Annotated in this window: 18 protein-coding genes; 11 read left to right on the top strand and 7 right to left on the bottom strand. The window is 72.9% G+C overall.

All coding sequences use genetic code 11. From position 1 onward, the window contains the following. The first annotated feature begins 33 nt into the window (after positions 1-33). Genes ACFQVC_RS33145 through ACFQVC_RS33170 form a run of 6 tightly spaced genes read left to right on the top strand, consistent with a single transcriptional unit; the run spans position 34 to position 9,581 of the window. Complete coding sequence (locus ACFQVC_RS33145; protein WP_381837887.1) at positions 34-5,103, top strand: beta-ketoacyl synthase N-terminal-like domain-containing protein; 5,070 nt, start codon at positions 34-36, stop codon at positions 5,101-5,103. After that, positions 5,100-5,402 carry an acyl carrier protein gene (locus tag ACFQVC_RS33150; RefSeq protein ID WP_381837596.1) on the top strand — a complete coding sequence of 101 codons (303 nt, stop codon included), beginning with the start codon at positions 5,100-5,102 and terminating at the stop codon, positions 5,400-5,402. The genes ACFQVC_RS33145 and ACFQVC_RS33150 overlap by 4 nt, the downstream gene beginning before the upstream one ends. Further along, entirely contained in the window at positions 5,399-6,217 is an 819-nt protein-coding gene (locus ACFQVC_RS33155) for an alpha/beta fold hydrolase (protein ID WP_381837598.1), read from the top strand. Before ACFQVC_RS33150 ends, ACFQVC_RS33155 begins: the two co-directional genes overlap by 4 nt. Beyond that, positions 6,214-7,383 (top strand): glycosyltransferase, encoded by a 1,170-nt coding sequence (locus tag ACFQVC_RS33160; RefSeq protein ID WP_381837600.1) that lies wholly within the window; start codon positions 6,214-6,216, stop codon positions 7,381-7,383. The genes ACFQVC_RS33155 and ACFQVC_RS33160 overlap by 4 nt, the downstream gene beginning before the upstream one ends. A 25-nt stretch (positions 7,384-7,408) precedes the next feature. Further along, positions 7,409-8,491, top strand: a complete 1,083-nt coding sequence (locus ACFQVC_RS33165) for a class I SAM-dependent methyltransferase (RefSeq protein WP_381837602.1) — start codon at positions 7,409-7,411, stop codon at positions 8,489-8,491. 34 nt (positions 8,492-8,525) lie between these two features. Further along, positions 8,526-9,581, top strand: coding sequence for a class I SAM-dependent methyltransferase (locus ACFQVC_RS33170; RefSeq protein ID WP_381837604.1), 1,056 nt, complete (start codon positions 8,526-8,528; stop codon positions 9,579-9,581). A 67-nt stretch (positions 9,582-9,648) separates the two neighbouring features. Here ACFQVC_RS33170 and ACFQVC_RS33175 read toward each other — a convergent pair whose 3' ends face one another. Continuing rightward, positions 9,649-10,500, bottom strand: coding sequence for a class I SAM-dependent methyltransferase (locus ACFQVC_RS33175; RefSeq protein WP_381837606.1), 852 nt, complete (start codon positions 10,498-10,500; stop codon positions 9,649-9,651). Between the two features lie 186 nt (positions 10,501-10,686). Further along, positions 10,687-11,889: a bifunctional adenosylcobinamide kinase/adenosylcobinamide-phosphate guanylyltransferase gene (locus ACFQVC_RS33180; RefSeq protein ID WP_381837608.1), complete on the bottom strand. Its 1,203-nt coding sequence runs from the start codon at positions 11,887-11,889 to the stop codon at positions 10,687-10,689. 80 nt (positions 11,890-11,969) lie between these two features. Here ACFQVC_RS33180 and ACFQVC_RS33185 point away from each other — a divergent pair, with 80 nt between their 5' ends. After that, the gene (locus ACFQVC_RS33185) at positions 11,970-12,191 is read left to right on the top strand and encodes a hypothetical protein (protein WP_381837610.1); all 222 of its coding nucleotides are present in this window, start codon (positions 11,970-11,972) and stop codon (positions 12,189-12,191) included. Between the two features lie 31 nt (positions 12,192-12,222). Here the strand turns inward: ACFQVC_RS33185 and ACFQVC_RS33190 are convergent, their stop codons facing one another. The 5 genes from ACFQVC_RS33190 to ACFQVC_RS33210 all read right to left on the bottom strand — a co-directional run bounded on the left by ACFQVC_RS33190 (position 12,223) and on the right by ACFQVC_RS33210 (position 17,580). After that, entirely contained in the window at positions 12,223-13,164 is a 942-nt protein-coding gene (locus ACFQVC_RS33190; RefSeq protein ID WP_381837611.1) for an esterase/lipase family protein, read from the bottom strand. A gap of 71 nt (positions 13,165-13,235) precedes the next feature. Beyond that, positions 13,236-14,336, bottom strand: a complete 1,101-nt coding sequence (locus ACFQVC_RS33195) for a S1C family serine protease (protein WP_381837613.1) — start codon at positions 14,334-14,336, stop codon at positions 13,236-13,238. Between the two features lie 50 nt (positions 14,337-14,386). Beyond that, the gene (locus tag ACFQVC_RS33200) at positions 14,387-16,255 is read right to left on the bottom strand and encodes an ABC transporter ATP-binding protein (RefSeq protein WP_381837615.1); all 1,869 of its coding nucleotides are present in this window, start codon (positions 16,253-16,255) and stop codon (positions 14,387-14,389) included. Positions 16,256-16,333: 78 nt separating this feature from the next. Beyond that, the gene (locus ACFQVC_RS33205; protein ID WP_381837889.1) at positions 16,334-17,089 is read right to left on the bottom strand and encodes a class I SAM-dependent methyltransferase; all 756 of its coding nucleotides are present in this window, start codon (positions 17,087-17,089) and stop codon (positions 16,334-16,336) included. A 35-nt stretch (positions 17,090-17,124) separates the two neighbouring features. Next, positions 17,125-17,580 carry a DUF3043 domain-containing protein gene (locus ACFQVC_RS33210; protein ID WP_381837617.1) on the bottom strand — a complete coding sequence of 152 codons (456 nt, stop codon included), beginning with the start codon at positions 17,578-17,580 and terminating at the stop codon, positions 17,125-17,127. 461 nt (positions 17,581-18,041) lie between these two features. Here ACFQVC_RS33210 and ACFQVC_RS33215 point away from each other — a divergent pair, with 461 nt between their 5' ends. The 4 genes from ACFQVC_RS33215 (at position 18,042) to ACFQVC_RS33230 (ending at position 21,242) form a co-directional block, all read left to right on the top strand. After that, entirely contained in the window at positions 18,042-18,836 is a 795-nt protein-coding gene (locus ACFQVC_RS33215; protein WP_381837619.1) for a PspA/IM30 family protein, read from the top strand. A gap of 60 nt (positions 18,837-18,896) precedes the next feature. Continuing rightward, entirely contained in the window at positions 18,897-19,175 is a 279-nt protein-coding gene (gene pspAA / locus ACFQVC_RS33220) for a PspA-associated protein PspAA (RefSeq protein ID WP_381837621.1), read from the top strand. Positions 19,176-19,338: 163 nt separating this feature from the next. Beyond that, a complete protein-coding gene (locus tag ACFQVC_RS33225; RefSeq protein ID WP_381837623.1) occupies positions 19,339-20,556 on the top strand; it encodes a sensor histidine kinase in 1,218 nt (405 codons plus the stop codon). After that, on the top strand, positions 20,553-21,242 hold the full coding sequence (locus tag ACFQVC_RS33230) for a response regulator (RefSeq protein WP_381837625.1): 690 nt from the start codon (positions 20,553-20,555) through the stop codon (positions 21,240-21,242). The genes ACFQVC_RS33225 and ACFQVC_RS33230 overlap by 4 nt, the downstream gene beginning before the upstream one ends. Positions 21,243-21,292 lie beyond the last annotated feature (50 nt).

Here is a 21,292-nt window from a genome sequence, read left to right on the forward strand (position 1 = left end):
GTCGGGCGGCAGGAGCCCGTCGCCATCGTCGGGATGGCGGTCACGCTGCCCGGCGCGGGGAACCTGGAGACGTACTGGCACAACCTCGTCTCCGGCGTGGACGCCATCTCCGAGGTGCCGCGGGCGCGCTGGGACACGGACACGTACTACGACCCGGAGGGCGGGCGCCCCGACACGGTCTACTGCAGGCGCGGTGGCTTCGTGGACGGGCTCGACGAGGTCACGGCCTTCGACCCCACCGCCTTCGGGGTCATGCCGGGCTCCGTGCCCGCGACCGAACCCGACCAGCTGATCGCGCTGCGCACGGCGGCCGCAGCGCTCGCCGACGCCCGCGGCCCGCTGCCGGGCGACCGGTCCCGGGTCGGGGTGGTGCTCGGCCGCGGCGGCTATCTGACGGCGGGACTCGCCCGGCTCGACCAGCGGGTCCGCACGTCGGGACAACTCGTGCGCACCCTGCGGGAGTTGCTGCCCGAGCTCTCCGACGAGCGGCTCGACCAGGTGCGTACGGCCTTCTCGGACGCGGTCGGCGGCGGCATGGACAGCCCTGAGTCGGTGATCGGCCTGGTACCCAACTTCGCCGCGTCCCGGGTCGCCAACCGGCTCGACCTGCGCGGCCCCGCCTACACGGTCGACGCGGCCTGCGCCTCCTCGCTCGTGGCCCTCGACCAGGCGGTGGCCGAGCTGGCGGCGAGGCGCTGTGACGTGATGCTGGCGGGCGGCGTGCACCACTGCCACGACATCACCCTGTGGTCCGTCTTCAGCAGGCTGCGGGCCCTGTCGCCCTCGCAGCGGATCCGGCCCTTCCACCGGGACGCTGACGGCGTCCTGATGGGCGAGGGCACGGGCGTCGTCGTACTCAAGCGGCTCGCGGACGCGGAACGGGACGGCGACCGGATCTACGGGGTGGTGCGCGGCGTCGGCGTCGCGGGTGACGGCCGGGCCGCGTCCCTGGTCAACCCGGATCCGGGCGGCCAGGCCCGCGCGGTACGGCTCGCCTGGGCGGCCGCGGGCCTCGACCCGCGCGAGCCCGGTTCCCTCGGCCTCCTGGAGGCGCACGGCACGGGCACCCCCAATGGGGACGGCGCCGAAATGGCCACGCTGGCCGAGGTGTTCGGTACCTCGGGCGCGACCGACGCGGTGATCGGCTCGGTCAAGTCCATGATCGGCCACACCATGCCGGCGGCGGGCGTGGCAGGCCTCGTCAAGGCCGCCCTCGCCGTGCACCGCGGCGTCCTGCTGCCCACGCTGCACTGCGACGACCCGCACCCGTCCCTCCTGGAGACCCGCTTCCGCCCGGTGGCACAGGCCCGCCCCTGGGAGCTGCCGGAGAACGGCGGCGTACGGCGGGCGGCGGTCAACGCGTTCGGGTTCGGCGGGATCAACGCGCATGTGGTGCTTGAGGGGTACGCGTCGCCGTCTGCCGCTGCCCCTGCCCCTGCCCCTGCCCCTGCCCCTGCCCCTGCCCCTGCCCCTGCCCCTGCCGTGCACATCACCACCGGCAGCACCGGCAGCACTGCCACCACCAACAACACCGACACCGACACTCCCGGCCGTCCGCGCGTCCAAGTCGCCGAACCCGACGCCCTGTTGCGCCTCGCCGCCGAGACCCCGCAGCGTCTCGCCGAGCTGCTCGACGCCGACGACGCGGAGCTGCGCGCGGCCGCCGCGGAAGGGCCGGGGCGTGGGGAGCCCGGGGGCGGGCCCGCGCGCCTCGCCGTGCTCGACCCCACGCCGCGCCGCCTCGCCCTCGCCCGAAAAGCGGCCGCACGCGCGCGTGCCTGGGGCGGGCGCAGTGACGTGTGGTGCGCGCCCGCGCCCCTGCTCGGGCGCTCCGGCGGCGGGAAGACGGCCTTCTTGTTCCCCGGCCTTGAGGCCGAGTTCAGCCCGCACGCCGACGACGTCGCCCGTCACTTCGGCCTGGCGACGCCCGAGTGGCGGGACGCGCGCGTGGGCGATGTCGGCGAGCACGGCGCCGCCGTCTTCGGCCTCGGCCGCCTCCTCGCCGACGCCCTCGCGCTGACCGGGATCACCCCGGACGCCGTGGCCGGGCACAGCGTGGGGGAGTGGACCGCGATGGCCGTCGGCGGAGTCTACGACGACGCCCAAGTGGACGCGTTCCTGGGGGACTTCGACCCCACGGCGCTTCGCGTGCCCGGGCTCGCGTTCGCCGCGTTCGGGGCGCCCGCGACGCAGGTGGAGGCCGCGCTCGAAGCCCACCCGGGCGTCGTGCTGTCACACGACAACGCGCCGCGCCAGTCGATCGCCTGCGGCCCGCGCGAGCAGGTCGAGGCCCTCGCCGAGCGGCTGCGCGGCGAGGGTGTGCTCGGCCAGGTGCTGCCCTTCGAGTCCGGTTTCCATACGCCGATGCTGGCGCCGTACCTCGGCCCCATCGAGCAGTCCGCGCTCGGCTTCACCCTGCACCGGCCCAAGGTGCCCGTCTGGTCGGGCACGACGGCCGCGCCGTTCCCGGCCGACGAGCGGGCGGTACGGGAGCTGTTCCTGCGCCACCTCCTGGAGCCGGTCCGGTTCCGGCAGCTCACGGAGGCGCTGTACGACGCCGGGTTCCGGGCCTTCGTGCAGCTCGGCACCGGCCAGCTGCCCGCCCTGGTCGGCGACACCCTGGACGGCCGCGAGCATCTGGCCCTGACCGCCAACTCCTCACGCCACAGCGGGCTTTCACAGCTGAAGCGGGTCGCGGCGGGGCTGTGGGCCTACGGCGCGGAGCCGGACTTCGCGGCGCTGCGGGAGGGGGCGGCGACCGGCGCGGTGGCGGCAGCCGCCGTCACGCCCACCGCCGCGTCCGTCGTCGCGCCTGCCGTCGAGCCCGTCGTCACGCCTGCTGTCACGCCCACTGCCATGGCCGCCGCAGCACCCGCCAAGAGTCGGGCCCCCTCGGTGACAGTGCCGATCGACCTCGGCGCGGACCTGGTCACGCTCGACCGGGCCACCCGGGACCGGCTGCGGGTCGCCCTGCGCAGCAGTGCCGCCCCGCCCGAGCATGACCAACTGGCCGCCGTGGCCGCCGAGTTCCCCGTCGCCGGCGAACTGCGGGAGCTGCTCGGGGAGACGGCGGCAGCTGCGGCTGAGCTGTTCGCGGCGGCGACGGCGGGCACTCGTGCAGCGGGCTCCCGCGCCGGTTCGGCCGCCCCTCGTGCAGCGGGCTCCCGCGCCGGTTCGGCCGCCCCTCGTGCAGCGGGTTCCCCCACCGGTTCGGTCGCCCCGCAGGCCCCCGCACGCGAAGCCCCGGCCCCCGGAGCTCCCGCCATCCCGGCCCACCGGCCCCCCGCGCCCCAGATCCCCGATGGCCCGGCCACCACCGCGGCCGCCGCAACCACTGGCCCGGCCACCACCGCGGCTCCCGCAACGACCGGCCCGGTCGCCACCGCGGCCCCCGCAACGACCGGCCCGGCCACCACCGCGGCTCCCGCAACGACCGGCCCGGTCGCCACCCCCCTCCGTATCTCCCTCGACACCATGCCGTACCTCACCGACCACTGCTTCTTCCAGCAGCGCGCCAACTGGCCCGACATCGCCGACCGTTGGCCGGTCGTGCCCGCGACCACCGTCATGCAGCACATGATCGACGCGGTCACCGGCACCGGCACCGGCGGGGGCGGCGGAGTCGCGGTCGCCGTGCGCAACGCCCGGTTCCTGGAGTGGGCCGTGGCCGAGCCGCCCGTCGATGTGACGGTCACGGCACGGCCGCTGGAGGGTGGCGCCCACGCCGTCGAGTTCGGGCGGTATGCGCGCGGCACGGTCGAGACGGCACCGGCGTACGAGAAGAGCGCCCGCGGGCCCTGGCCGGTCACCGCACCCGAACGCCGGCCCACCACCTCCGCCCAGGAGATGTACGACGAGCGCTGGATGTTCCACGGGCCGCTGTTCCGTGGAGTCAGCGAGGTCACCGCGATCGGCGACCGGCATGTGCGCGGCGTGCTCACCGCGCCGCCCGCGCCGGGCTCGCTCCTCGACAACGTCGGCCAGCTGCTCGGCTACTGGCTGATGGCCACCCACACCGACCGCACGGTGGTCTTCCCGGTCGGCGTCGAGGAGATCCGTTTCCGCGGCCCGCACCCGGAGCCCGGCACCGGCCTGGACTGCCACATCAAGGTGACGGCCCTGACGGAGACGGTGCTCGAAGCGGACGTACAGCTGACCGTGGACGGGGTGCTGTGGGCCGAGATCCGCGGCTGGCAGGACCGGCGCTTCGACTCACCGCCCGAGGTCGACGCGGTCAAACGGCGGCCGGAGGAGAACACCCTCTCCGACGAGCAGCCCGGCGGCTGGCACCTGGTCTTCGAGCGCTGGCCCGACCCCGCGTCGCGGGAGCTGTTCATGCGCAACCAGCTCGCGGGCGAGGAGCGCACCCAGTACGCGGCGCACCCGCCGCGCGGCAAGCGGCAGTGGCTGCTCGGCCGGATCGCCGCCAAGGACGCGGTGCGCCGCCACCTGTGGGCGCACGGCGAGGGCCCGGTGTTCCCCGGCGAGGTCCGGGTCAGGAACGAGGCCAGCGGCCGGCCGCACCCCGAGGGCGTACACGGACGTCAACTGCCGCCGCTTGAGCTGTCGTTGGCGCACTGCCAGGAGGCGGCGGTCGCTCTCGTACGCCGGCACGGCACCGACGGCACGGGCAAGGGCACGGACATCAGCACCGGCACCGACATCAGCACCGGCACCGGCACGGACATCAGCACCGGCACCGGCACGGACATCAGCACCGGCACCGGCACCGGCACCGGCACCGGCGTCGGTATCGACATCGAGGAGATCGCTGAGCGGCCGGAGGCGACCTACGACGCGGTGCTCGCCCCCGCCGAGCGCGGGCTCTTCACCGAGCTCGGCGGCGGCCCGGAGTGGCTGACCCGGTTCTGGGCCGCCAAGGAGGCCGTGGCCAAGGCCGAGGGCACCGGCATCCAGGGCCGGCCGCGGGACTTCACCGTCGTCGACGTGCGCGCCGAAGCCCTCGACGTCCGGGCGCCGTCGGGCCGCGTACGGCGCGTCCACCACACCACCACCGCCAACCCACCCGCACTGCCGGCCAGGAGCTACGTGGTCGCCTGGACCGGGGACCACGACGACACCGAGGAGAACAACCCCCGATGACCAGTACAAGCACCGCCGAGAACACCGGTGAGGCCGCGGTACTCGCCGAGGTGACCGACGCCCTGCGCAGCGTGCTCGACGACGTCGAGCTCGACGACGCGCCGATCACCATGGACACCCGGTTCGTGGAGGACCTCGACCTGGAGTCCATCGACCTGGTCACCCTCACATCGGAGCTGCGGCAGCGCTACGGCGACCAGGTCGACTTCCCCGCCTGGTTCGCCTCGCTGGAACTCTCCGAGATCATCGGTCTGACGGTGGGGCAGCTCGTCCACTACATCGCGGGGCGCCCGCGGTGACCGTCGTGGAGGCGGGCGGCACCCGGCTCAACGTCGAGCGGCTCGGCGGCGGCGCGGCCGGCGCCGAGACCGTCGTCTTCGTGCACGGCATCGCCACCGACAACCTGACCAGCTACTACTTCACCGTGGCACCGGAGTTCGCGGCCGCGGGCTACGACGTCGTCATGTACGACCAGCGCGGCCACGGCCGCAGCGCACGGCCCCCGCACGGCTACGGCATCGAGCGGTTCTCCGGCGATCTCGGCGCGCTGCTCGACGAGTTGGGGCTCGACCGGCCCGTGCACCTGGTCGGCAACTCCTTCGGCGGCACCGTCGCCCTCGACTACACCCTGCACCACCCCGAGCGGGTGGCCAGCGTCCTCATGGTCGAGTCCGAGCCGCCCACCGACGCCTGGGCGAAGAAGATGAGCGGCCTCCTCGCCGGGTCCGCGTACCAGCTGCACGACGAGCGCACCCTGCCCTGGATCGAGGAGACCTACGGCCGCCACGAGGCCCGCCTCGTGCGCTGGGCGATGCGTCTTCTGCACGGCACCAGCGTCGCCGAGGACATCGCGGCCAGCCGGATCCCGGCCGAGGACCGCTGGCACGGCCTCGACGTGCCGGTGCTCGCCCTGTACGGCGCCAACTCCGACCTCGCCGACATGGCGCCCTGGCTGGAGTCGCTGCTGCCCCGCTGCCGCACCCTGAAGGTCTCGGGCCACGGCCACTCGGTCCTGGTCGGCACCCCGGAGACGGTCGGCCCGCTGCTTCTGGACTGGGTCGGACACCGGCACAAGGAACTGGTGGGCGGCGCCCCGCGGGCGGTGCCGTCATGAGCCGGTTCCTGTTCGTCGTGCCGCCGCTCGTCGGGCACGTCAATCCCACGGTGAGTGTCGCCGCCGAACTCACCGCCCGTGGCCACCGGGTCGCCTGGGCCGGACTGCCGCGCTTCGTCGAGGAGTTGGCGGGCCCGGACGCCGAGGTGTATCCGTGCGAGGTGCCGGGGCTCCTGGAGCGGCCGCCGAAGCTGCGCGGGGCCGGGGCGCTGCAGTTCCTGTGGCAGGAGTTCTTCGTGCCGCTCGCCGAGGCCATGGCGCCCGGAGTGCGGCGCGCCGCCGAGGAGTTCGGGCCCGATGTACTCGTCGCCGACCAGCAGACCCTGGCCGGAGCCCTGGTCGCGGAGCGGCTCGGCATCCCGTGGGTGACCTCGTCCACCACGTCCGCCGAGTTCAGCGACGCCCTGGACGGAATGCCCAAGATCGGCGAATGGATCACCGGACTCGTCCAGGACCTCAGGCGGCGCATCGGCGACCCGCGCCTGGCCCATGACCCGCGCTTCTCGCCCGACCTGGTGCTCGCCTTCACCACCCCCGAACTCGCCGGGGACTGCCCGGCCACCCCGCAGGTCCGCTTCGTCGGCCCCGCCATCGGCCGCCGCCCCGCCGGTGACTTCCCCTGGGAGTGGCTCGACGAGCGCCGCGCCACCGTCGTCGTCTCCCTCGGCACCGCCAACACCGATGTGGGGGCGCGCTTCCTCACCGAGTGCGCGGCCGCCGTACGCGAGCGCGGCCACCGTATCCAGGCCGTGATCGCCGACCCCGGCGGTGTCCTCGACGCCGAGTCCGACACGGCGGTCCTCGTGCAGCCCCGCATCCCCCAACTCCCGCTCCTGGAGCGGGCCTCGGCGGTGGTCAGCCACGCCGGGCACAACACCGTCGCCGAGTCCCTGTGGCACGGCGTCCCGCTGGTGGTCGCCCCCATCAGGGACGACCAGCCGCTGATCGCCGCGCAGGTCACCGCCGCGGGCGCCGGCGTGCGGGTGCGCTTCGCGCGCAGCGGCCGCCGCCAGATCGGGGCCGCGCTCGACGCCGTACTCGACGAGCCGCAGCACGGGGACGCCGCCCGGCGCATCCGGGACTCCTTCCGTGCGGCGGGCGGCGCCGCCGCGGCCGCCGCACACCTCGAGAAGTTCGCGGTGGAACCGCCGCACCGTGACCAGTGACCGTACGCAAAGGGAGACAGTAACGATGGCAACCACCAAGGCCGCACCGGTCGTGTCACGCGCCGACTGGGTCAGCGCCCAGCGCCCGGCCTACCAGGCCGAACTCGGCCGCGGGGAAGACCGGTTCTGGGAGCCCCGACGCCAGACCTGCGCCTGGTGCGAGTCCTCCCGGCTGCGGGAGCTGATCAGGACCACCGACGTCATGCAGTCCAAGCCGGGCACCTTCGTCCTCGACGAGTGCCTGGACTGCCGCCATATCTTCCAGAACCCCCGGCTCACCCCGGAGGGCCTGGACTTCTACTACCGGGACTTCTACGACGGTGACGGGGCGCACCCCGTGGGCAAGCTGTTCACGGAGGGGCCCAGCACCGCGCGCCTGCGGGCCGGGGCCGAGTCGCTCCTGCCGCACATCAAGCCCAGGCGCTGGCTGGACGTGGGCACCGCGCACGGGCACTTCTGCGCCGTGGCCAAAGAGGTGTTCCCCGACACGGTCTTCGACGGGCTCGACTGCGGCGACGGGGTCGAGGAAGCGCGCCGGACGGGCCGTATCGAGCGCGCGCACCAGGGGTTCCTGCCGGAGCTCGCGGAGTCGCTCGAGGGCCAGTACGACGTGGTGAGCATGAACCACGTCCTGGAGCACACCACCGATCCGCGCGCGAACCTGGCGGCGGCCCACCGGGTGCTGCGCCCCGGCGGCCATCTCCTGATCGACGTGCCGAACCCGGAGTCCCCCTTCGCCAGGCGCTTCGGCCGGTACTGGCTGTCCTGGTTCCAGCCCCAGCACCTGCACTTCGTGCCGCTCGGCAACCTTCGTACCGCGTTGCGCGAGGCGGGGTTCAGCGTCGTCGCCACCGATCACGCGGGTGCGCACATCAGGTCCGATGTCGTCGGCGCGCTGATGTTCCTGGTGCTGCGGCACCTGCCGTACGCGGACGAGCCGTGGCTGCCCCGGTCGCCGCGCAAGTTCCAGACGAGGGTGCGCAAGCTGCTGTTCAACGCCGCGATCCCGCTGTTCGTCCTCGGCATCGTGGCGGACCGGCTGATCGAACCGTTCCTGCGCCGCACCGGGAAGACCAACGCCTACCGCGTCGTCGCCCGCCGCGACTGAGCGGCTTCCGCAGTCACCGCACCAGGAGAGGACCATGGGACCCACCGCCGAGCAGATCGCCGAGCGAAGATCCGGCTACCAGGCCGAACTCGCCAAAGGCCTCGACCGGTTCTTCGAACCACGTCGCACCACGTGCCCCTGGTGTGAGAGCCCACGGCTCACCAGACGCCTGCGCACCCCCGATGTGGTGCAGTCCAAACCGGGAACGTTCACCGTCGACCAGTGCGGGGAGTGCTCCCACTCGTTCCAGAATCCACGGCTGAACGTCGACGGACTGGACTTCTACTACCAGGACTTCTACGACGGCCTCGGCGAGGGCGAAGCGGGCGGCTGCTTCGGCAGCGGCCCCAACCGGGACCGCTACCGCACCAGCGCCCGCGCCCTCGCCCGCGTGGCCCGTCCGCAGCGCTGGCTCGACGTCGGCACCGGGCACGGGCACTTCCCGCAGGTGGCCAAGGAGGTGCTGCCCCAGACGTCCTTCGACGGCCTAGACATGACCGACGGGGTGGAGCGGGCCGCCGCCGAGGGGCGGATCGACGAGGGCCACCGCGGCCTCTTCCCCGAGCTCGCGCCCGGTATGGCCGGGCGCTACGACGCGGTCAGCATGTTCCACTACCTGGAGCACAGCACCGAGCCGCGCGCGGAACTCGCCGCCGCCCGCACGGTGTTGCGGCCCGGAGGGCACCTCATGATCGAGGTGCCCAACCCCGAGTCCGGCTTCAGCAAGCTGCTCGGCAAGTGGTGGATCCCGTACATGCAGCCGCAGCACCTGCATCTGATCCCTGCCGCCAACCTCTGCAGGGAGCTCGAAGGGCTCGGCTACACGGTGGTCGCGGCGGAGCGCAAGGAAGCGCACATGCCCGTCGACCTGATGATGAGCCTCCTGCTGTTCCTGCAGCACCATGTCCCGGGCGCCGACCGGGCCTGGGGCCCTCGTCCGAACCGGCTCGTGCGGCGTTTCCGCAAGGCGCTCTTCGCCCTGGCCCTGCCCTTCCTGATGGGGCTCTTCGCCCTGGACCGACTGCTCGCCCCGCTGGTGCGCCGCACCGGCTTCGCCAACGCCTACCGGGTCATCGCCCGGCGCGAGTAGCGCCCCGCGGGACGTCGGCTACGACACCCCCTTCGGAGCACGGCACCCCAAGGCGGTTCAGGCCACCTCACCTGAACCGCACCAGGGTCACCGCCGGTGAGATCGACCGGTACACCGGGATGCGGTGCTGGTGCTGGATGAGCCGTCCGACCGGGCCGCGTCCCGGCGGCATCGTCAGGGCGCGCACCTCGGCGACACCGGGGTGCGCGCTGTGCAGCTTGGGCCGCTCGTCCGGCGCCATCGACCAGTGCATCGCCGGAATGTCCAACTGCCCGATCCTGACCCGGCCCTGACGGCTGAGCCGGGTCACCCAGCGCGGCATCGAGTCCAGGACGAGCACACCGCCCGGCAGCCGCTGCGCGCAGGCCGCGATGATCTCGCGTACCTCCGGAGGCCGCAGATACATCATCAGGCCCTGCGCGGTGACGATCACCCCGCGCCCCGGGTCCTCGATCTCGTCGAGCCAGGACAGATCCGTGGCCGACCTGGCGAGGACCCGGTGGCGCTCATGGGCGGGCAGCAGCCGCTCGCGCAGCGCGGCGCCGTCCGGTAGGTCCACGCTGAGCCAGCTGAGACGGCCGTTGTCGACCCGCCAGAAGCTGGTCTCCAGGCCCTCGCCGAGAGCCACGACGGTGGCCGCGGGACGGCGCGCCACGTAGTTGGCGATCGAGCGGTCGAAGCACAGCGACCGCAGCCCCTGGGTCTGCGCGAACAGCGGGCTCGGCCGCCCGAGCCGCTCCTCGAAGGGATAGTCGAGGGCCTCCACGAGACGTACGGCCATGGGGTCGCGCAGAACGGAGTCGGGCCTGCGCGCCTCGCACGCCCGGTTCCACAGGGTCCACAGCAGGGTCTCGGGCACACCGTCGAGGTCGGGCCGTACGCGTTCTTCGGTCAGGGCGGGGCCATCCGTGAGCGTCATGCACGGCAGCCCACGCCACCCATGGACGCCGGGCAAGCCGACACGGCGGCCGCGGCAAGCTGTCAGCCGCGCAGCGCAAGCCCTCATTCCGCGCCCCGCAGGCCGAGACCTCGCCGTGGCCTGTGGTGGGCCGGCTCGGCCGCAGCGCGTGGACCCGGCCGTGACCGTGCCCCGCGGCGCTCCGGCTCAGCCGCGCAGCGCCAGCGCCTGCCCGGCCACCACGAGCAGCACATGCTCGCACTCGCCCGCGAACGCCGTGTTCAGGCGGCCCAGTTCATCGCGGAACCGGCGGCCCGCCGCGGTCGCGGGCACCACCCCCGAGCCGACCTCGTTGGACACCGCCACCACACTGCGCCGGGTGCCGCGCACCGCCTCCACCAGCTGGGCCATGCGCTCCCGCAGCGCTCGTTCGCCGCCCGCCGCCCACTTGGCGTCGTCCCACGCCTCGACCTGGTCCATGGCGTCGGTCAGCCAGAGGGACAGACAGTCGATCAGGAGCGGTGGCCCGTCGGCGTCGAGCAGCGGCACCAGGTCGCAGGTCTCCTCGGTACGCCAGGACGCCGGCCTGCGCTCCCGGTGCGCGCCCACGCGTGCCGCCCACTCCGTGTCGCCCTCGCGGCTGCCGCCGGTGGCGACGTACAGCACCTCGGGGAAGGACTCCAGGCGCCGCTCCGCCTCGAAGGACTTGCCGGAGCGGGCGCCGCCGAGCACGAGCGTGCGGCGCGGCAGATCGGGTACGGCGTGGTACTCGCCGACCACCAGTGTCGTGCCGTCGGGGACCGCGCGGGCCCCCGCGGCGGCAAGGCGGCGGTGCAGCTCGGGGCCCGGCGGCACATCGTGGTCCAGGTGGACGGCGACGACATCGGTGGTGGCGCCCACCGCGCCGGCGGCGCGCAGCCGGGCCAGGGCGTCGGGGCGGCCGGTGAAGTCGCCGAGCACCATGGCGTACGGGTCCTTGGCCTCGGGTTCGAGCCCGGCCGGAGCGCCGCCCGGTGGCAGATAGAGCAGCCGCTCGCCGCCCGGAGCCGTCACTTCGTAGCCGGTGCCCGGGGCGTCCATCGCCACCGCCCGCACCCGGTGCCCGTCGAGCAGCGCGAGGGCCCGCCCGTCCGGCACCCGGCCCGCGGCGGGCAGGCCCGCGGGGTGCTCAAGGACCGGGCCGTCATGCGGATGCGAGAGCAGCACCTGGCGTACGCCGCTGAGGGTCTGCCCCGCACGGGCGGCGGCGAACGCGGCCCCCGGGGTGAGATCGAGCAGCAGCACGCCGTCGACCAGGAGCGCGGTCGCGGCGCGTGCCTGGTCGCCGAGCGCGCTCGCGCAGGCGGCGCAGGGGCAGTCGGGGCGGGGCAGCCCGTCGGGGGCGCCGGTGCCGAGCAGAGTCAGTTCCACGAGGTCGATCCTCCCGCGTCGGCGCTGCTCTTGCGCGTCCGGATAGGCTGCAACCACGAGTCGGATCTTGGGAGGCGGACATGACGGCGTGGACGTGGCGGTTCGAGAAGTCCGACGGGACTGAGGTACAGCCGGCGGTGCAGCCCGAGGAGTTCACGACCCAGGGCGATGCCGAGTCGTGGATCGGCGAGGTGTGGAAGGAGCTCGCCGACGGCGGCGCGGACCAGGTCACTCTCTTCGAGGACAGCGCGAAGATCTATGGCCCGATGAGCCTGCACGCCGAGGACGCGGCACAGGGCTGACCCGTCCGGCAGCGCTTCGGCGGGCACGGTTCTAGAACGGCAGGACGACCGGCGTGCACCGTGGGCGGCGGTCGTCCTTCGGGTCGAGCGCGGACTTCACGAGCTGCTCCACGGCCGGGTCGTAGACGACGCCGATGTGCCCGACGAAGCTGAACGGACAGAAGTCCTGCACGGTCAGATTGGTCACCTGGGAGGCCGGCTTGCCGGTCAAGTACCCGTTGGTGAAGGGCAGGTTGACCACGTCGTTGATCGTGTTCACGGTGGTGTAGCGCACCCCGGGCACGGTGTCGCCGCCCGCGTCCAGCTGCTTGTTCACCTCGGAGCCGACCACCATGTCGGCCGTGGACTGGCCGGTGATCACGCTGGCCAGGCCCATAAGGCGCAGCCCCTGCGCGAGCGCTCCGATACCGGCGATCGACGTGCCGTGGTTGGTGGGCGCGATGCCGATCAGATGGTGCACCTTCGAGGCGCCGCCCTCGTACTTGAGATACCAGCGCGGCAGCAGACCGCCGCCCTGCGAATGCCCCACCAGGTCGACCTTCGCGGCCTTGGTGGCCTTGCGGACCTTGTCCACGAACGCGGCCAGCTCCTTGGCCGACTTCGGCACCGGCCCGAGGCCCTTGAGGTGGTCGCCCTTCTTCACCTCCCCGTAGATGACGGTGAAGACGCAGTAGCCCTCGGCCTTCAGGGCGGGCGAGAGCGCCGCGAAGTTCTGCCGCGGGTTCTCGGTGGCGCCGTGCACCAGGACGACGGGGCGCGGACGCTTCGCCGACGGCTTGCAGGACCAGTCGTTGGCGCCCGGCGGCGGGGTGTCCGCGTCGAACACGGAGGCGGCGATCTCGGCGACCACCCGCGGCGACAGGTCGGCGGGGTCCGCGCCACGGCCGTCCGCCGCCTGCGCGGGCGGGGACCCGCACACCAGCGCGGCCACCACGGCGAGGGCGCCCGCGCACACCGTACGCAGGGGAGTCATCGTCGTACGAGGGAGGGCAATCGCCGTACGCAGGGGAGTCATCGCCGTACGAAGGAAGGTCACCGCCGGGCCTACATCTCGCCCAGAGTGACGTCGGCGCTCTTCTCGGCGCCGTCGCGCGTGTACGTCACCTCGACGCGCTGGCCCGGCTTGTCCGCCGCCAGGGCCTCGGAGAGCGAGGTGATCGTGGTGAGCGGGGTGCCGTCAAACCTGGTGATGATGTCGCCCGCCCGGATACCGGCCTTGGCGGCGGCCCCGTCCTGCGCGGCCTCGACGACCGCGACGCCGGCGGGCTTGTAGTCGCTGCCGAGCACCGTGCGGCCGGTGATGCCGAGTGCGGCCCGCCCGGAGTCGGTGACCTTGCCGTTCTCGACGATCTGGTCGGCCACCGTCTTCACCATGGAGGCGGGGATGGCGAAGCCGATGCCGGGCGCCGCGCTGTCGCCCATCTCCGGGTCGGTGGCGGCGAGCGTCGGAATGCCGATGACCTTGCCGTCCAGACCGACGAGGGCGCCGCCGCTGTTGCCCGGGTTGATCGCGGCCGAGGTCTGCACCATGTTGCCGATGGTCGCGCCGGTGCCGCCGCCCGCCCGGCCCTCGCTGACGGTCCGCCCGGTCGCCGAGACGATGCCCTGGGTCACGCTGGAGGAAAGGCCGAGCGGCGAACCCATCGCCAGGACGATCTGGCCGACCTCGACCTTCGAGGAGTCGCCGAACTCCGCCGGCTTCAGGCCCTCCGGCGGGTCGTCCAGCTTGATGACGGCGAGGTCCTGCTCCGGGTAGCTGGAGACCAGCTCGGCGGTGACCGGTGTCTCGGAGCTGGCCGTGGTGACCTTGAACGTCTTCTCCTCGCCCACGACATGGGCGTTGGTGACGACATGGCCCTTGTCGTCGTAGACGACGCCCGAGCCCAGGCTGTCCGCGGCGTTGATCTGCACCACCGACGGCAGTACGTCCTTGATCACCTTCTGGTAGTCGCTCTGCAGGCCGTTCGCGTCGGCCCGCGCGGCCGCGGCCTGCTGGGTGACCGGCGACTCCGCCGACGAGCCAGGGCCCGAGCAGCCGGCGAGCAGGGCGGCGGCCGAGCAGACGGCGGCGGTCAGAGCGGCCGCGCGGCGGGCCTGACGGTTCGGGCGGGTCCGACGGGCGCGACGGGTGCGAGAACGATCCATGCCCGGAGTATCACTTTTGTCCGGCGTGGTCGGCCTGCGGTGAGGTCCGATCAGGGGGTGCCCCGGGGAGTTCCCGCAGGCGTCGCCGCCCCGTTCCCGCCTGCCCCGTTCCCGCCGTCCGCGCTGGCCAGGAACTGGGTCGCCGCCAGCTCTCCGTACAGCGGATCGCGCGCCACGAGTTCCGTATGGGTGCCCACGGCCCGTACCCGCCCCGCGTCCATCACCACGATCCGGTCGGCGAGCGTCACGGTCGACAGGCGGTGGGCGACCACCAGGACCGTCACGTCCCTCGACACCTCGGTGACCACATCGCGCAGGGCCAGTTCATTGACCGCGTCCAGCTGCGAGGTCGCCTCGTCGAGCAGCAGCAGGCGTGGCTTCCTGAGCAGCGCACGGGCTATCGCGACGCGCTGCCGTTCGCCGCCCGACAGCTTGGAGCCGCGGTGCCCGACCACCGTGTCGAGCCCGTCGGGCAGCCGCTCGACGAGGGCGTCGAGCTTCGCGCGTACGAGTACGCCGTGGATATCGGCCTCCGTGGCTTCCGGCGCGGCGAACAGCAGATTCTCGCGCAGGGTGCCCGCGAGCACCGGGGCGTCCTGCTCCACGTACCCGATGGCGCCCCGGAGCCGGGCGAGCGGCAGGTCGCGGACATCCTCGCCGTCGACCAGGATCCGGCCGCCCGTCGCCTCGTAGAACCGCTCGATCAGGGCGAACACGGTGGTCTTGCCGGCGCCCGACGGCCCCACGAACGCGGTCATGCCGGGCCCCGGCACCTCGAAGCTCACCCCGTGATGGACATACGGAAGGTCGTCGCGGTAGCGGAAGGTCACCTCATCGAAGACCACGGAGGCGGGCGCGGGCGCCGTGGTGGTGGGCGGCGGGCTCGGCTCACCGGCGTCCTCCGTCTCCAGGCGCTCGGCCTGGACGATCCGGGCGATGGCGGCCGAGCCCACCTGGTACTGCGAGGCCGCCTCGACGAGCCGCGACACCGGGTCGATCAGATAGAAGAGATAGAGCAGGAACGCCACGAGCGTGGCCACGGATGTGGCGCCCGAAGCGACCCGGGACCCGCCGATCCCGAGCACCGCCAGGAACGACACCTGCACCGCGAGCCCCACCGAACTCCACGCCACCGCCTGCCACTTGGCCGACCGCACCCCGTGCCGCCAGGCCTCGTGCGCCGCCGCCTCCACGGCCTCGGTCTCCCGCTGCTCCGCGCCCGAGGCCTTGACCGTACGGAACGCGCCGAAGGCCCGCTCAAGTGCCGTCGACACGGTGCCGACGGCCTCCTGCGCCCGCTGGGTGGCCTGCGCGATCTTCGGCATCACCAGGGCCACACAGCCGCCGATCAGCACGATCACCCCTAGGGTCACCCCGAGCAGCACCGGATCGAGCAGCGCCATCATCGCGAGCGTCGCGAGGAACGACAGGCCGCCGGAGATCGCCGACACCACGGACTGTGTGGTCACGGCCCGCAGCAGCGTGGTGTCCGAGGTGATCCGGGACATCAGATCGCCCGGCTGCGTACGCTCCACCTCCGCGAGGCGCAGCCGGAGCAGCCGCCCCACCAGACTCCGCCGGGCGGCGAGGACCACGGACTCGGCGGTGCGCTCCAGGACGTACGCCCCCACCGACTCGATCGCGGTCCCGAGCACCACGAGCGCGGTGAGCAGCAGAAGCAGACCGGCGATCGAACCGTCCCCGCCGAGCCGCTCGACCAGCGACTTCGCGGCCAGCGGCTGCAGCAGTGCGGTCGCGGCCCCGATCAGCGTGCACAGCGTGCCGAGTGCCACGACGCCACGGTGCGGCCGGAAGTGCCGGTAGAGGGCCTGCCAGGTTTCCCTCGCGGAGAGCTTCTGCGGATCCGTGGTGGCGGCGGTGGCCGCGGCGGCCGGATCTGTGGTGGCTGTGGTGGTCACGCCAAGAAGGACGCGGGGGCGCGCGATGTACCTGACACCACGGCGCGATCAGCGCCAGAGAAAGGGGGCGGGGGGCGCTCAGCCGCCCCGTACCCCGCAAAGGTGCGTGAGCGCCGCCACGCTGCGGTAAGGGTCGGTGCGGCCGGCCCTCTCCTCCGCCGCGAGCAGCGCCAACAGCTCGGGCTCCGGGGGCAGTTCGGCGTCGTTCGCAGCGGTGTCCGTGAAGACCCGCACGCCGTACCAGGTGGACAGCGGGGCGCCGATCCCGGCGAGCGTCGACGCCAGGGTCTCCAGGCGGTCGGCGCGCGCTTCGAGGCCGATGCGATTGGTGTACGTGTCCGTGTCGAACGCGGTGATCGCCCCGGACCAGTCGCCGGCCAGGCCGGGGCGCATGGCGAGCGCGTCGGCGTTGCGCACGAGAAGGGAGAGCAGCCCGCCGGGCGCGAGCATCCGGGCGAGCCCGGCGAGCAGCGCGTCCGGCTCGTCGACGTACATCAGCACGCCGTGGCACAGCACGACGTCGAAGGAGCCGGGCAGGAAGTGCACGCCGGTGTCACGGCCGTCGCCCTCGACGAGCCGCACCCGCGCGCGGATGCCCTCCGGCTCGGCGGCCAGGGCCTCGCGGGCGGTGGCCAGCATCCGGGAGTCCGACTCGATACCGGTGACCTTGTGGCCGGCCCGGGCCAGGCGCAGCGCCTGAGTGCCCTGGCCGAGCCCCACGTCGAGCACGCGAAGCCGCTGACCCACCGGGTAGCGGCCCACGATCTGCTCGTCCAGCTGCCGCGCGACCAGCTCCTGGCGTACGACGTTACGAAGCCCGCCGAGCCCGGTCAGCCAGCCGGCCGCGCCCCCCGAGAAACCCAGAGTGCTCAGGGCCGCTCTCCGCGCTTGACCTGCGGCTTGGGCAGCCGCAGACGACGCATCTGGAGGGTGCGCATCAGGGCGTAGGCGACGGCGCCGCGCTTGGGCTCGTCGGGGAAACGCGTCCTGAGCTGCTTCTTCAGGCGCACCGCGATACCGACCGAGTCCGCGATGATCAGCACGATCACGAAGAGCCAGAGCAGCAGCGCGATGTTCTGCAGCTGCGGGTTCTGCAGCATGCTCAGAACGAGGATGATCACCGCCATCGGCAGGAAGTACTCGGCGATGCAGAACCGCGAGTCGACGAAGTCGCGTGCGAAGCGGCGCACCTTGCCCTTGTCGCGTACCGGCAGGTAGCGCTCATCGCCGCTGGCCAGCGCTTCACGCTGGCGCGCCATGTCCGCGCGGCGGGCCTCGCGCTGCCGCTTCGAGGCCTCCTTGCGGTTGGTCGGCGTACTCGCCACGCTGCGGCGCTGCGTCTGGGCGGCGCTGCGCTTGGGGGTGGGGCGACCCTTGGGTGCCTGCGGGTCGCGGGGCTGACTGGAGTTGGCTACCGGGGCCTTGGAGGCCGGGGCCTTCTCATCCTTTGAACGGCTACGGAACACAAAACCCAAGGGTACGGGGTGCGGGGTGTGGACCGAAGCCCCGCGGGGAACGATCCCGCAACGGCAGACGTCCTTACAGGCAGCCGCATGGGGATCAAAGGGACCTTCCAGGTTTTTGCCGCGCTGTCCTGGAAGCCCTCTCCGACCAGCCCTTCCCTGAGGGACACCTACTCCCTACGCCGGAGCTGCGAGGGTCGCAGTCGTCCTTGGGGATGAGCGCATCAGAGCCCGAACAGTGCGGTAATAGAGACAGGGCCCGTACGCTGGGTTCTGTCGCAGTGCTGCAGCCGGAGTCCGTCAGAAGGGGGCGCGCGAAGCCCATGAGCGGTGTCATGAAGCGTATGGGGATGATCTTCCGCGCGAAGGCGAACAAGGCCCTTGACCGGGCCGAGGACCCGCGCGAGACCCTCGATTACTCGTACCAGAAGCAGCTGGAGCTGCTGCAGAAGGTGCGCCGCGGCGTCGCCGATGTGGCGACCTCCCGCAAGCGCCTGGAGCTGCAGCTGAACCAGCTCCAGGGCCAGTCCGCCAAGCTGGAGGACCAGGGCCGCAAGGCGCTGGCGCTCGGCCGTGAGGATCTGGCCCGTGAGGCCCTGTCCCGCCGTGCCGCGCTCCAGCAGCAGGTCACGGACCTGGAGACGCAGCACCAGACGCTGCAGGGCGAGGAGGAGAAGCTCACCCTCGCGGCCCAGCGGCTGCAGGCCAAGGTCGACGCCTTCCGTACGAAGAAGGAGACGATCAAGGCGACCTACACCGCCGCCCAGGCCCAGACCCGGATCGGCGAGGCCTTCTCCGGTATCTCGGAGGAGATGGGCGACGTCGGCATGGCCATCCAGCGGGCCGAGGACAAGACGGCCCAGCTGCAGGCCCGGGCCGGCGCCATCGACGAACTGCTCGCCTCGGGCGCCCTCGACGACCAGTCCGGCTCCACGAAGGACGACATCCAGGCCGAGCTCGACCGGCTCTCCGGCGGCACCGACGTGGAGCTGGAACTCCAGCGCATGAAGGCCGAGTTGGCTGGCGGCAGCGGCGAGCCGAAGCAGGCCATCGAGGGCGGTGACGGTGCGGCGCAGGGCCGGCCGCAGCAGGACACCCCGCGCTTCGACAAGCAGTAGGTCCTTCCGCACCAGTAGTCCCGGCAGGCCGGTCCCGCGGCCCTACGCGAGGAGAGCGTCATGATCGTACGGATCATGGGGGAGGGGCAGGTGAAGCTGGCGGACAGCCACTTCGCCGAACTGAACAAGCTGGACGACGAGTTGCTCGAGGAGATGGAGAGCGGCGACGGCGCCGGCTTCCGCACCACCCTGCACGCGCTCCTGGACAAGGTCCGCGAGCTGGGCACCCCCCTGCCGGACGACGCCCTGGAGCCGTCGGAGCTGATCCTCCCGGCCCCGGACGCGACCCTGGACGAAGTCCGGGAGATGCTGAGCGACGACGGCCTGATCCCCGGCTGAGCCCCTCCCCGTGCCCCGAAGGGGCGCGGGGCCGTGTCGATGTGCGGCTCCGCCGCGTGGGCGCGACCAGCCACGACGCACCCGCAGGTGCCCGGCGTGATCCCTGCCCGCCGCAGGTGGTACGCATTCCGGGGGCCGGCGGCGCGACGTACCGTTGCATCCCGTGAGCATCCTTGCGCGGGCCGGAGTCCGGGTCAGAGCACATCCGCTGGCGCTTGACGCCACCCTGGCGCTGGCTGTGCTCGCGTGCATGATCGCCGGTTCCTTCGTCGAGCCGCACGGGCCCCGCGGGCCCTACTTCGGCCGTAGCCCCGACCCGCTGAGCGTCGCCCTGATGCTGCTCGGGTCGGTGGCGCTGATCTTCCGGCGCCGTCGTCCGCTGGCCGTGCTCGCCGCCACCGGTGCCGTCTCCCTGGTGGAGGTGATCACGGGTGAGCCGCGTGCGCCCGTCGCGATGTGCGCGGTCATCGCCCTCTATACCGTCGCCGCGAGCACCGACCGCCCGACGACCTGGCGCGTCGGCCTGCTCACCATGACCGTGCTGACCGGCACGGCGATGCTCTCCGGGCCGCTGCCCTGGTACGCACAGGAGAACCTCGGGGTCTTCGCCTGGACCGGAATGGCCGCCGCCGCGGGCGACGCGGTGCGCAGCCGCCGGGCCTTCGTGGACGCCATAAGGGAGCGGGCCGAGCGCGCGGAGCGTACGAGGGAGGAAGAGGCCCGGCGCCGGGTCGCCGAAGAGCGGCTGCGGATCGCCCGTGACCTGCACGACGTCGTCGCCCACCACATCGCCCTGGTCAACGTCCAGGCGGGCGTCGCCTCGCACGTCATGGACAAACGGCCCGACCAGGCCAAGGAAGCCCTGGCGCATGTGCGCGAGGCCAGCCGCTCCGCGCTCAATGAACTCCGCGCCACCGTCGGCCTGTTGCGGCAGACCGGCGACCCCGAGGCGCCCACGGAACCCGCCCCGGGCCTGGCCCGCCTCGACGAACTCCTCGACACCTTCCGGCACGCCGGGCTGCCCGTCGACGTGGCCCGCGCCGACGAGAACGCGACCCTGCCGGCCGCCGTGGACCTGGCCGCGTACCGCGTCATCCAGGAAGCCCTGACCAATGTCCGCAAGCACGCGGGTGCGGGTGCGAAGGCCGAGGTCAGCGTCATCCGCGTAGGGCCGCGCGTCGAGGTCACCGTGCTCGACGACGGGCCGGGAGAGGACGGTGAACCGGACGGTTCGGGCCACGGTCTGCTCGGGATGCGCGAGCGCGTGGCCGCCCTCGGCGGCTCCCTCACGGCGGGGCCCCGTTACGGCGGCGGCTACCGCGTCCATGCGATCCTTCCCGTCGACAACCGCACGGCCGCCACGGGGGAGACCACCGGATGACCGCCATCAGGGTTCTGCTCGCCGACGACCAGGCCCTGTTGCGCAGCGCCTTCAAGGTTCTGGTGGACTCCGAGCCGGACATGGAGGTCGTCGGAGAGGCCTCGGACGGCGCCGAGGCCGTACGCCTCGCCAGGTCCGAGCGCGCCGACGTCGTCCTCATGGACATCCGCATGCCGGGCACGGACGGCCTCGCCGCCACCCGGCAGATCAGCGCCGATCCGGAACTCGCCCACGTACGCGTCGTCATGCTCACCACCTTCGAGGTGGACGAATACGTGGTGCAGTCGCTGCGCGCCGGTGCGTCGGGATTTCTCGGCAAGGGCTCCGAGCCCGACGAACTGCTCAGCGCCATCCGTGTGGCCGCCGCGGGCGAGGCCCTCCTCTCACCCGTCGCGACCAAAGGGCTGATCGCCAAGTTCCTCGCCCAGAGCGGCAGTTCGGACGAAGAGGACGGGCCCGGCGGGCACTCCGAACGGCTCGCCGCCCTCACCGGCCGGGAGCGCGAGGTTCTCGTGCAGGTCGCGGGCGGTCTCTCCAACGACGAGATCGCCGAGCGCCTCACCGTCAGCCCGCTCACCGTCAAGACCCATGTGAACCGCGCGATGGCCAAGCTGGGCGCCCGCGACCGGGCACAACTCGTGGTCATTGCGTACGAATCGGGCCTGGTACGTCCACGGGTGGAGTGACGCTGGAGGGGGTGTACTGCGGGCGCAGTATGCGGCGGTCGAAGGAAGGG

The sequence above is a fragment of the Streptomyces monticola genome (assembly GCF_042665355.1).
Classification (GTDB): Bacteria; Actinomycetota; Actinomycetes; order Streptomycetales; family Streptomycetaceae; genus Streptomyces; species Streptomyces monticola.